Source organism: Ktedonospora formicarum (assembly GCF_016587355.1).
In the GTDB taxonomy this organism is placed as follows: domain Bacteria; phylum Chloroflexota; class Ktedonobacteria; order Ktedonobacterales; family Ktedonobacteraceae; genus Ktedonobacter; species Ktedonobacter formicarum.
Map to the genome: position 1 here is coordinate 306998 of NZ_BNJF01000006.1, position 12472 is coordinate 319469.

The 12472-nt window shown below is 48.8% G+C and carries 10 protein-coding genes; 6 read left to right on the top strand and 4 right to left on the bottom strand.

What is annotated here, in order from left to right:
• Positions 1-24: 24 nt before the first annotated feature.
• The 3 genes from K3T82_RS39430 to K3T82_RS39440 all read left to right on the top strand — a co-directional run bounded on the left by K3T82_RS39430 (position 25) and on the right by K3T82_RS39440 (position 6470).
• Positions 25-1698: an XRE family transcriptional regulator gene (locus tag K3T82_RS39430; RefSeq protein WP_220198978.1), complete on the top strand. Its 1674-nt coding sequence runs from the start codon at positions 25-27 to the stop codon at positions 1696-1698.
• A 132-nt stretch (positions 1699-1830) separates the two neighbouring features.
• Complete coding sequence (locus K3T82_RS39435) at positions 1831-3135, top strand: zinc metalloprotease (protein WP_220198979.1); 1305 nt, start codon at positions 1831-1833, stop codon at positions 3133-3135.
• Positions 3136-3173: 38 nt separating this feature from the next.
• Positions 3174-6470, top strand: a complete 3297-nt coding sequence (locus tag K3T82_RS39440; RefSeq protein ID WP_220198980.1) for a lantibiotic dehydratase — start codon at positions 3174-3176, stop codon at positions 6468-6470.
• A 38-nt stretch (positions 6471-6508) separates the two neighbouring features.
• Here K3T82_RS39440 and K3T82_RS50940 read toward each other — a convergent pair whose 3' ends face one another.
• The 3 genes from K3T82_RS50940 to K3T82_RS39450 all read right to left on the bottom strand — a co-directional run bounded on the left by K3T82_RS50940 (position 6509) and on the right by K3T82_RS39450 (position 8053).
• A complete protein-coding gene (locus tag K3T82_RS50940) occupies positions 6509-6895 on the bottom strand; it encodes a hypothetical protein (RefSeq protein WP_476630042.1) in 387 nt (128 codons plus the stop codon).
• Positions 6892-7149, bottom strand: a complete 258-nt coding sequence (locus K3T82_RS48510) for a transposase (protein ID WP_307811338.1) — start codon at positions 7147-7149, stop codon at positions 6892-6894. The genes K3T82_RS50940 and K3T82_RS48510 overlap by 4 nt, the downstream gene beginning before the upstream one ends.
• A gap of 235 nt (positions 7150-7384) precedes the next feature.
• Positions 7385-8053: a hypothetical protein gene (locus tag K3T82_RS39450; protein WP_220198981.1), complete on the bottom strand. Its 669-nt coding sequence runs from the start codon at positions 8051-8053 to the stop codon at positions 7385-7387.
• A 528-nt stretch (positions 8054-8581) separates the two neighbouring features.
• Between K3T82_RS39450 and K3T82_RS39455 the strand changes: the two genes are divergently transcribed.
• Together K3T82_RS39455 and K3T82_RS39460 are read left to right on the top strand one after the other, a co-directional pair.
• Positions 8582-9166 (top strand): hypothetical protein, encoded by a 585-nt coding sequence (locus tag K3T82_RS39455; RefSeq protein ID WP_220198982.1) that lies wholly within the window; start codon positions 8582-8584, stop codon positions 9164-9166.
• 161 nt (positions 9167-9327) lie between these two features.
• The gene (locus K3T82_RS39460) at positions 9328-9702 is read left to right on the top strand and encodes an IS110 family transposase (protein ID WP_220198983.1); all 375 of its coding nucleotides are present in this window, start codon (positions 9328-9330) and stop codon (positions 9700-9702) included.
• 22 nt (positions 9703-9724) lie between these two features.
• Here the strand turns inward: K3T82_RS39460 and K3T82_RS39465 are convergent, their stop codons facing one another.
• Complete coding sequence (locus K3T82_RS39465; RefSeq protein ID WP_220198984.1) at positions 9725-10210, bottom strand: VOC family protein; 486 nt, start codon at positions 10208-10210, stop codon at positions 9725-9727.
• An 849-nt stretch (positions 10211-11059) separates the two neighbouring features.
• On the opposite strand from K3T82_RS39465, the gene K3T82_RS39470 reads away from it, so the two are divergent.
• On the top strand, positions 11060-12037 hold the full coding sequence (locus K3T82_RS39470) for a WD40 repeat domain-containing protein (RefSeq protein ID WP_220198985.1): 978 nt from the start codon (positions 11060-11062) through the stop codon (positions 12035-12037).
• The last annotated feature ends 435 nt before the right edge of the window (positions 12038-12472 follow it).

Sequence of the window (12472 nt, forward strand, 5' to 3'; positions counted from 1 at the left end):
ATGAACCAGGTAAGAAAAAATGTGATGAATCAATCGTTGCGGTCTGAACGCGAGAAGCATGGTTGGTCAAGAGCCTATGTTGCTGAACAGCTCGATCTTGCTGATCCCAAGACGTTGGGGCGCTGGGAACGTGGCGTCTCTTCGCCAAGCGCGCAGTTTGTAAGGAAGCTCTGCTTGCTTTTTGAGAAGAGCAAGGAGGAATTAGGACTCGCTCCTATAGAAAAGCAGAGTGCGTGTATCAATGCAAGACATTCTCTTTTCTGGAATGTTCCCTACCGACGGAATCCCTTTTTTACGGGTCGGCAAGAGCTACTTACACACATCTCCACTATTTTGCATACACACAACGAAATGACATCGATCTCAGCTCTGGCGTTAGGGGGAATGGGAGGTATTGGAAAAACACAGACGGTCGTTGAATATGTGTATCGTTTTCGGAATGTCTATCGCCTGATTATCTGGATACAGGCTGATACGCATGAATCACTTGTGACAGATTGCAAACGTATTGTAAATGCCCTCCACCTGCGTCAGCATGAGCAAGAAAGTGTTTGCGATACATTAAAACAATGGCTCCGGAATCAGGATGAGTGGCTAGTGATTTTAGATAATGTCGTAAACTTGGACGTTATTAACAAGGTTATTCCAGTTGAAGCGACGGGTCATATCCTTTTGACCACACAACGTTCCTCACTCGGAGAGGTTGCTCAGTACATTCTGCTTCATGGCTTCACCCCTGAGGAAGGCGCACTTTTTCTCTTACGCCGAATACAAGGGAGGGCAAGCACCCGGAAATGGTGTGCACGCGAGATCAAGGCAGCCCACACACTATCCTGGCTCGTTTCCGGCTTACCCCTTGCACTTGATCAGGCGGGAACCTATATCGAAGAAATAGGGTGCCAGATCACTCGCTATCTTGCTATGTATCAACAGTACCCGGCCATGTTACTACACAGAAGAGGTGAGAGTCGTTTGGATCATCCAGACTCCGTAGGTACGATGCTGACACTCATATGCGACGAACTGGAAAAATCCTCTCCCGCAACCCGTGAGATCCTCCGTTTCTGTGCATTTCTCCATCCAGATACTCTTCCTGAAGAGCTTGTATTGGAGAGCCTTACACACATATCTCGAGGGAATGCGAACAGCCCACTCCTCTATGAGGAAGCTTTATCAATCCTGCGACGGTCGTCACTGATACAGGTTTGTCCTGAGACACAAATGCTTACGGTTCATCCTCTGGTTCAAATTATCGTTAAAGCATCGATGGATCCACAGGAACAGCGGCGTTGGGTTGAGACAATAGTACATATACTCAGCCACTTCTTTCTCGATACTCAGGTATCGAAGAGAGCGTCTTTTTATCAACGGTACTCTCTCCAGCTACAAGCCTGTATGGTGCTCATCACTCTCTGGAATATCACCTCACCAATAACCAGGCAGTTAAGAGAATGCATAAACGAGCATTTTTCTGGCCCTATGCAGCTTATCGAGCCAGAGAGTACTCACCATTTAGGGTACATGCTACCAGGTCACATGGAGCAGAATACACACGAGCAAGACGACGATTGTCCGTGTTTCAGACCACCAGATTCTTTTGAATGCAAAAACGGTAGTACCTGGTCAATTGGGCAAGGTGTTTCACCTCTCTCTTCTCTTGAATCAGCCAAGAGAACTGGGGAAACCGGGGCTAGCTAAAGGAGCTAGCCTTCGAGAGACGTTCTCCCCAGGAGGCATTTTGCTTATACTCTGGTTAGGCCGACTCTTTCCAGAGAAAAACTATTTCGCAGACCGAAATATTCTTCAGTAATGAGAAGGAAAAAAGGCACAGTGAGAGACTTCAACAATGATAACGGTAAATTGGCCGACACCTCTTCTCCAAACGGAGAAGAAAAACTCTGGCAGCATCCTCAAATACAAAAGGGACTGGCGTATGTTCAAATTTCACCACAGTTATATGTCGTAAAAAATGAGACAACTGGTCGTTACTTTCGTTTAAGCGCATCAGTAGTCCGTATTATGCTTGCTCTTGATGGGATCAAATCGGTAGAAGACATCAGCCTGGAGCTGGCTATAAACAGTACAAAAACGCAGTATGTCGTTGATCAACTTGCACGTTTGCGCCTGCTTGCTTCTCACTCATCATCGTTGCAGCACGTCAAATCAGAGCACGTACGGGCATATGGTTGGGTAGCTTCTATGCAACGCTTTCTCCTTATACGTAAGGATATCATCACCAGCGATGCCTGGATGGATCGTATCTATCAACGATTCGGATTTCACTACCTTTTTCAGCCCTGGTGTGCGATTTTTTTACTCATTCTCTATGCATGCGCGCTTTTTATCTCTTTGCAAAATTTTGCCCTTCTGCAAACGACACTCAATGAAGTGACCACTTTGAATGCTCATTTTTGGGTATATCTTGTCCTGGGATGGATACTGTTTTGTTTTGTTGGTACCCTTCATGAGTTAGCACATGGGTTTGCCTGCAAACATTTTGGTGGACGCGTCCAGGGAATAGGCGTGGCTTTATTCTACTTCCGCCCCGGCTGGTATTGCGATGTTACTGATGCCTGGATGTTTTCCAGGCGTCACCAGCGTCTTGTCACTCATGCAGCGGGTATTGCAATGGACTTCTTCCTGACCTCTTGTGCCCTTTTATTTCTGCCTTTTACCTCTCATATTCACTGGTTTGTTATCGGCATAACACTTATGCTTCTTGTTGGCTTCATTCGCACACTGGCAAATTTTAATCCCCTTCTTAAGCTGGATGGCTATTATCTCCTCTCAGACCTTCTTGGTATTGAGAACCTCAGGCGTAAATCCTTTTTTCTCCTTTTCTCGTCTATTCGACAGATAAGTTACACGCTAAGGATTACCAAAAGACCACCGGGCAGGCAAACGTTTAGGCATACACGGTGGGAAAAATTCTTTTTAGGTTGTTATGGTTTTGTTTCGCTTGCCTATTCTTCCTCTCTTATCGCATCTATAAGCTGGCATTATACTATCATCTTATCAAGCTCTATCGGCCTCTGGAGCTATAGTCTGTTCTGTTTGGCAATGGCACTTTTTGTGTTCTTTCCACTCTGGCTCTGGTGGTATGACAGTGCATATAACTACGGGACACGAAAATAAGAAGTAGTGTATACCCTTCACAGGAAAGGGACGTATGGATGATGTCAAAAAGCCAGAGGATGGCCCTCAAGAGCGCTCAGCAAGCACGTTCCCTCTATACACCAGCAGGCTTTTTTATGATACGAACCCCCGTTCTTTCTTTCGACGTTTACCGCTCCTTTGTTGCTCCCGCGAATGGCCTTATCCACAGGATGGATGACGAGAATTTCGCGGAGCTTCTAGCAACTGTCGCTCAAGAAACCAATAAGGTGCTTAGAACAGTCGCACAATGTCCAGAAGTTGCGCAGGCTCTCCTGGTTGCGAGCCATTCTCTCTTTGAGAGTCTGCAGTACCTGCAACAACCCTTTTCCTCTCGTCGTCAAGAGCGAGTATATGCAAGCCTTTTACGCTACATTGTGCGTATGAGCACTCGTGCGACTCCTTTTGGCTTATTCTCTGGTATGGCTATAGGGATGCTGGCCGACGAGACAACAGCAGAAGTTGCGATGCAACCAGTGCAACAAATTTGTAGCAACGTGGATATAAGTTGGCTCCTTGAAGTCGTGAAAAGCATGGAGCAGAATGAGGATATTCGCCCACATCTTCATATCATAGTCAACCCATCTGTCTATTGTGTCGGATCAAGAGCAGTTATTCCTTTTACAGATGCCGATAAAGATGGCAATATCCGCATGACCACACTGCAGATAACACCAACTGTCAGGTATCTCTTACAGGAGACAAAATTAATACAAACCATAGGAGGACCTCTCCCCTATCATACATTGCTCGGTCGCCTCCTTCTGGCATTTCCGCAAATGTCAGAGCAGCAAGTTGATCGAATATTACAAGCGTTACTCTATAGAGATTTTCTTCTCACCGATCTGCGTCCTTCCTTACTTGACAATGATCCTCTCCTTTACGTACTTAAGCGCTTGCAGACTATTCCAGGGGCGCAGTCTCTCTCTCAGGCACTTGGTGAGGTAGTCACATCTACACGCAGTGTAGATCAACAGAAATCAGAAGATCCTTTTGTGGCGCTCTCTCAATTGAGAGAGGCTCAGGAAAAGGTCTATAGGCATACCAGACCTTCGTCGTATGCTATTGATACTGCCATCAACATCAAAGCACCTCTCCTAAACAAGGCAATAGGTGATGCCGCATCTCAAGCGGCGGAAATATTGTTACGTATAGCTCCCCTCTCCTCATCTTTCCGTGCACTCCGTCAGTATCATGAAAAATTCATAGAAACCTATGGTATGGATGCAGAAATTCCGCTCTTGACACTGCTCAGCCCGGAAATAGGACTAGGCCTTCCACATGTATATACGGGAGAAGGGCAGCAACATTTCGCACATACTCTAGCTTCCTCCCAAGGCCCACAACACGATGCAATTCTTACAGCCTTGTTCGCAGAGGCGCTCAACAAGGGCGTACAGGAAATTGAGTTGAACGCGTCCATGCTTGATCAGCTTGCATTGTGTACTCCAAAGGTTCATACCCTTCCCTACAGTACAGTAGAACTCTATTTTCAGATTTGCGCTCGCTCACGTGAGGCGTTGGATACTGGAAATTGGCGTCTCGCTGTGGCAAATCCACCTGCACTTTTGCCAGGTGGGCGAACTTTTGGGCGCTTCCATAAGATAATGAACCAAAAACAATTGGATGCTCTAAAACAATACATCAAGGCCGAAGAAGCACTTTTCCCTGATGTAGTATTTGCTGAGCTTAATTATATATTCCCCCTGGAACGCGATATGAATGTTATGCTGCGCCCCCAACTACGTTCCTATGAAATCGTCATGAATACATGGCCATCAGTCACGCCGGAGAATCGCATTTCTCTCGATGATCTTGTCGTTGGAGTTCGCCCTGACCGCTTCTACCTTCGTTCTCTCCGTTTGGGAAAAGAAGTAGTGGTCTGCCAAAGCCATGCGCTCAATATTGAGCGAACACCTCCTCTGTGCCGTTTTCTCCTCGATGCCTCTTCGAGTGGCTATGCTCATCTCTCTGGCTTCGATTGGGGATGCCTCCGGTCGTCACCATTTTTACCTCGGGTTATCTACCAACAGATTGTGCTCTCTCCTGCTCAGTGGAGAGTACGCGCTTTTGATCTCCTCCCAGAGCACCTGGAGTGTGAAGATACTTCCTGGTTCCTTCGTGTACAGCAATGGCGCAACCAGTGGTCTGTTCCTCGTTTCGTGTATCTTGTTGAGGATGACAGTCGTTTTCTTCTTGATCTGGAGCATCCTGGTTTTCTTGCTGAATTACGACGTGCCCTCAGTAAAAGTCATGTCAGTAGCGGTGTCCTTTTGCAAGAAATGTTTCCAGATGCAGAACACCTCTGGCTGCAGAATACAAACACTGAAGCCTATGTTGCCGAAATTATCCTTCCGCTCATTCTGCGCCATACATTGACAGAAAACGATACAACACATTTTTTAGGCAAGCATGTGAAACGCATTGAACCTCATCTGGCTGTACGTCTTGAGGAAAGACGCCAGTTACCAGGGGATGAATGGACGTCACTGAAGCTCTATATACCAGCAAAGCGCCAGAACGATCTTATCACTGGCTCCCTCAAAAACCTGGTCATCTCTTTACAAGAACAACAACGTATAGATTGCTGGTTTTTTATTCGTTATGCTGATCCAGATCCGCATGTACGAATACGTTTCCATGCAACCCATTCACAGCATGATCAACTTCTTCTTGCTGTTCTGGCATGGGGCCGAAAGCTGATCCGTGACGGGCTCATACAGAGCGTCCGTGTAGAGGAGTACAATCGAGAAGTCGAACGTTATGGTGGTCCACTTGCATTTCCTCTCATAGAACACATTTTTTGTGCAAGTAGTAATATGGCGAGTGATCTGCTTACTCTTCAATCTGCTAAACACATGGCATTCGATTCTATCGTTGCTGCGGTATGGAGTCTGGATCACTTCTTCGCCGCCTGGGGGATGAATAGGGAGAAGCGCGTTGCTTTTGCTCAAGAACTCGTGGATAGGTACGAATATGCAGATATTTTTCGCTTAAGGCGCAAATTGTTACTTGGGCTTTTTATGCCAGAAGGGAATCAATATTTTACGGAAGAGGTAAAGAAGCAGAAAGAAACGTTGCTACAAATAAATGCGTCCGATATTGCTCTACTGCAAAAAAATGCTCAGGTGTTTCATGAATTGGCATTGCGTAAAGAGCTATGGCAATCAGAGCATTTTCTACTGAGAAGTCTCGCTCATATGCATCTCAATCGCTTACAAGGAATAAATCCAGAACAGGAAACAAAGGTCTATGCTTGCTGGAAATACACGCTTGAAAGTAGCCAAAGGTATCTTACCAGCCACCATCAGAATTGACATCCTCCCCATGCTTGAAGAGCAAGGGATTGCCCGAGTCACCTCGAGGGTTTCCTGCTTCGCTGAGGCTTGCCCAAACGAGACGGAACTCGCTCAGGTCTGACGGCCTCTCCACAGGCCAGGATGGCTTGCCCAGCCGCCACAATGTTCTTGGCCGCGTTGCGGATCACGGTCATGGTGCACCCCACACTGGGGGCAGTCCCAGTGACGGATCTCAAGCGGTAAGGCGTCGAGCACATTCCCACACGCGAAGCAGCGCTTGCTGGATGGATACCACGTTCAATCTTGACCAGCGTTCGCCCATACCAGTCCGCTTTGTAGCCGAGTTGAGACACGAACTCAGACCATCCGACATCGCTGATCGCCTTGCTGAGCTTGCCATTCTTGAGCATGTTCTTCACAGCCAACGATTCAACACATATCACACGGGTTCTCGCGTATGAGTCGGGTCGAGAGCTTGTGCAGGCGCGTCACGGCGGCGGTCAACGATACGGGCATGCAAACGAGCCACCTTGAGACGGGCCTTCTCTCGGTTCTTGGAGCCTTTCTGCTTCCTGGCATGATGGCGTTGGGCTTTGGCGAGTTTCTTCTCATCCTTGTGGAAGAACCTGGGGTTGCCAACGACTTCCCCGTTAGAGAGGACCACAAAGGATGTCAAACCCAGGTCAGCCCCGATCACTGCTCATTGGATGACAAATGCGCCATCTCTTCTTCCACCAGAATGCTAACTGACCAAAACGTGCTGGAGCAACTCGACGATCTGATGACGAGAAGAGAGCGTCAGGCGATATGTGTCGGCACGATGTGACGCTCGTTCATCTTTGGGGATACAAAGAGCACATGCAAGCGCCGTTGCCGCTCGTGAGCACGAACAGGCCGATGCGTTCAAATGCTTCATTGGATGGAGGTCGGGGTCAATCTGGGCGAATCAGCCCCATGTCCATTGCCGCCGCGCACACGCAATCAAAGGTGGCATATCCCTCACTCCAGCGTTTGGCCTCGCTCCGGTCAAACAGCTCCTGCGCCAGGTATTGTAAAAGCGTCTGTGAGTAATGACAGCGCAGATAACGCGCATTCAAGTCGTCGATACGCACACGATCCAAGCTGTCAGCATCCTTAAACACGGCCAGTTCGGGCGTCATCTCTGGTGCTTGATCATCAAAAGGCACATGCCAGATATTCAGATATAGGACAGTATCAAGCGAATCTACGGGGATGCGATGAAGAAGATGTCGCTTGACCCAGGCGGCTGCTCGCTGCCCATGGGGAAAATCGATGCCATGAGAAACACGTTGTGTATCGTGCGTTGCGGCAGCCCAGCGCAAGGCTTCTTGATCAAGTGCTGCGCCACCTTTAATGAGCAGACGTGCCAAGAGTTCTTGCCAGATCAGAACACGTGCTTCGTGATCGATACCATGAATATCTTCGGCGCAATCAGGTTGCAAAAACCACTCTCGCTCTGGCCTATAGCGTTCGAACAGCGCCCTGGCTGGCAGAGCATCACCGAGCAAACGCCGCACTTGTGCCACATGTTCCTGAATCGAGGATACGATCCTTTGTCCCTCTTGGGACTCGCCTGGCATACCCATCTCTTCCTCTTTCTCTCAAAAAAACAGACAATGTATTGTATCGCATCCATTGGCATTGACACAAACGTGAAACCATGCCACCGTCGTTACCCACTGTATTGAGGACGCAGGAAAGGTGGTATGCAGACAACCACAACATTGATACCTCCTTTCTTCATGCAAAGCCCATCACCTCTTCTCAATTTCCCTTCCCATCTGTTCAGCTGTTGTTGGAGAGCACTCCCTTGCGGCGCCACCCATCAGGCACATGCCTCAGAGGGTGTCTGTTGCTGGAGCACTCGATGCACGCTGCACCAAAGCCCAGGTGAGATACCCCCTTTCCTTGGGTGGTGTGAGCCTCATGCTCACCACGCGAGTGACGCATGGTGAGCATGTATGCCGTGTGGCGTGACTGTTTAGAGAGCAACTCTTCTAGCCACACTACACAGCAGACACGAGGTCTCGTAGGCACCTCGCCTGGCTTCTCAGGCAACGTCGTACGCACAACAGCTGAACCAATTACCGATTGGAGTCGGGTGAGCATTGCTCTGCCCATTTTTGGCAGAACAGGAGGGAATCATCATAGGACGTGTACATCGAAAAATCCTGATCAAAGAAGCCCTGGAGCGCTTCGACAGCCTTATGGCCATTGGAGAGAGCCGGGGAGAGGCCAAAGCGCTTTGCCGTCGTGCCGGGGAATCCACCTGGGCATTCACCACAGGCAGGATCTTGTCGTACAAAACACGCTCCGTCTACCAGGAACAGTTTCTCAACTGGGTACGTGCCAGATATCATCTCAGTCGCTTAAAGGACATCGATCGGTGCGCAGAAGAACTGGCATGTGCCTACCTGCGTGAGCGTATCGAAAAGAGCTATAGCCCATGGACACTTGCCACTGAGCGCAGTGTGTTACGCCTCTTCTTCTCAACGCCAACGCTGGCACAACAGGTCACGCTTCCGGCGCGCCGACGGGAGGCCATTCGTCGTTCACGCCATCCCGAGCAGCGGGTAGCATCGTTCCAACCCGCGAACTGGCAGCCTTTGTTTATGTTTTTGGATGCCACAGGGCTACGGCGCAGAGAGGCGCAAGAGGTTCGGATGTCGGATGTTATCATGCTGCCTGATTGAGGCATCCAGGTGTGGGTGTGGCGTGGGAAAGGAGGCAAAACACGCCATGTTCCGTTTCTTGCTGGGAAGGAGCGCCAGATACAAGCAATAGTGCAGGGGCGTACTGGTGAGGAGCGGATCTTTCCCTGTATCTGATGCATGTCCGAACGCGGCCTGCAGGCATGATGAAGACCGATAAACGGGATGCTCTTGGCCTGGCGAATCATCTTTACAGCCAACTGGAACTGGGCGTCCAGGTAGCAGATAAGCTGCAACTGGTTCGTCAAGCCGTCCCACCAACACCAGCAGCGATGCAACTCAAAGGGTTGATCCGTCACCGCTACGAGTTGGTCCGAGAAAAAACAGGCGCAAGAACAAACTCATTGCGCTCTGTGATGAGCTATTCCCTGAATTTACGCAAATTTTTCATGACCCGAATCTTCCCACAGCCCTCTCCATCTTGTCATAGACACATGCTCGCTCGACGCTTTCAGGATCTCATCTTCTGGCTGATCGAAACCCAACACATCAACACTTTTCGCCCTTGGCGAAACTAACAGAGTAGTATTAGTTAAATTATTATTCGCCTTTGTAGGCTTTCTCGAGTTCGCTTATACTCAGTTTACTCATACTAAGCATAGCAGTGCTAACCCGATCGGCTTTAGCAATGTCTGGATCACGCATCATGATGTCTAGACTTTCCGGCATAATCTGCCACGTTAAGCCATATCTATCTTTAAGCCATCCGCAAGAAACTATTTCGCCGCCTTTGGATAGCGCTTCCCAAAGATAATCAATCTCTTCCTGAGTTTTGCAGTTTACCGCTATTGAGATAGCCTCACTAAAAGTATACATCGGACCGCCATTTAGCGCAGTAAAGTTTTGGCCATTCAGTTCAAAGTCTATTGTTGATACATCTCCGGCATTCTTTCCGGCTATTTTTGCCACTGACTCTGTGAGATATGATGTGTTTATTATTTTTGCATTTTCAAACAGCGATACATAAAAATCTACCGCTTCCTTTGCCTGGTCGTTAAACCAAAGAAAAGTTACTATTTTTCTCATATGAATGTTCCTTTCTTCTTATTTAGTAGGAGTATTTTTACTATATAATAGTACTTCAATTGAAGCTAGTGAGCCATCTCCCATTTTCTCACTCATACTCAGCGTTCTGGCATCTCCTTTGGTTTGATGGTCAGATCGCTGTGTCTGCTTCGCCGCTTCCATCATCACCTGGAGGGTACGCGCAAAGAGCAAGTACGGATAGTCTACCAGAAGTCGATCAGAAAAAACTTCTCCTCTCTTGCTCTTTTGGCCATGCAGCATGACCGCCTCGTATTCCAAAACACGGTCTCAGTCTTTTGTCAGCTTCCATCCTCCCTCGCGTAAAACCCACCGTTCTTCTCCCTTTGGCGGAGGAGTTTTTCGTGGAGGATGTGAGGGAAACTTTTGTCGATCCTTGACCTTTTTCATGTTACGGCGAGCGCCACAGCTCTGTACCCTGTTGATGGAGAGCCGTTGTCACCAGTGCTGCTCATCAAGCAGATGGATGATCCAATGTTTCCCCAGGGGGGCATTGGCCTCCTAAGTACAATCACAGAAATTTGGTGGCATCAGGTAGGGGGTGGCAAGGTTTTTTGCGGCCAATACACAATCGCTTTGTGCACTCTCTTTTCTACAATGGGGGGTTGTCTACAGCCAGGAGCAGAAAGCTGGAAGAGGAAAGTGACCTGAATGGGCGCGAGAATAATACAGTGACGCTCTTCTGTCTGAAGGAAGAAAGTGAGTTGGTACCGGGCTCTATCTGGCTATGTGTGCAGCATTTCCTTGTGCTCGCCGGCAACTCTTGCTATTCTCCCTTCAGAAAGTGATTTTTCCCAAAAACTTTTTAGAAGGCGATAAGGAAATAAGCATATGCAAAAGCAGCACATCCAATTCATACACAAAATCACGTCCCCTCGCGCAGGTACGGGCGTTGAGAGCCTTGCCTGGTCCCCAGATAGTCAGTTTCTTGCTTCCGCGTCTAGGGATGGGGTAGTCCTCTGGAGGGCCTCAACCAGAGATGAATTGGCTCAGTGGGGGAGGGTGGGTTATGTTGGCTCCGTTGCCTGGTCTCCAACAGGGAAAAACCTGGCGGTTGGAACGGTGGTCTACAGGAGCCCTAACAGAGTCGGGATGGTACGCTTGTGGCAGTTTCCTCAAGCGGATTCGCTGGAAAGAAGTGTCAAGAAGAAGGCCATGTGCGAGGCTTGCGATCCCGTTTCGGCAGTATCCTGGTCCCCAGATGGTACACGTCTTGCCGTCCCACTCTATCGGGGAAGGGTATCTGTGGTGAATGTACTAGACGGGCGCGAGCTTTTCCAATATCAAACAGCTCATTCAATAGCGACTAAGGATATTGCCTGGTCTCCGGACGGTACCCGGCTTGCCTCCCTCGGCTGTAGTGGATTTAGTCACGAACAGGAGTTAACCTACCTGGTCACATTATACAATCTGAGCGATGGCAGCACCACCGAAATCGGCCAGGGAACCAACTACCTGACCAGCCTCGCCTGGTCCCCCGACAGTGCCCGTCTGGTGATTACCGGCTCTCAAACCATAAAGCTCTGGAATGGTGCTTCCGGTCACCTTGTGGATATCTCGATGGCCCAACTAGGAGGGGGCAGTGCTGTTGCCTGGTCTCCAGACGGACAGTATATTGCAACCGCAAGAGGGAAGACGATTCATATCTGGGAGGCGAACACCGAGCGCACCTTCTCTGTTCTTCAGACCAATGCAGCCTATGGTGCTGTTGAGTGTGTCAAGTGGTCTCCTGATGGTCAGAGTCTGGCTGCTGGAGATGCTGATAGATCCGTACATATCTGGCCGCTGGAATCAATGGTCCCGGCCTGATCGGTCCCACCAATTTTCAGGGGTAAACTTACGTATGGTCGGCGATGAAGGTGACTTCATCGCCGACCATACGTAACTGGACGTGAAAGTTTCCGTTATCCGAAACTGACCCAAAGAGGGACAAGCCATATTTCGCGTTCGGTTCCTGCTTCAACGAACAACGTGCCTGGATCTACCAGGTCTTACAGGATCTCCACAGGCGTGCATTCCGGTGTAACTCACCGTACAAGGAGTAATTATAGCAGAAATGAAGGAAGAACGCAAGAGCAACAAATGCCAACGGAAAGAGATATTTGTCTCCTCTTCAAGAAACTTGTTTTAACCCTGCATCCAGATCATGTGCATAACGCTCCACCTTGCTATTAGCCGCAGGATGAAGCGTTGTGTGTTGTCACAGCATAAAAGAAATCTTCTCGATGTCCGAAAAACAGATGC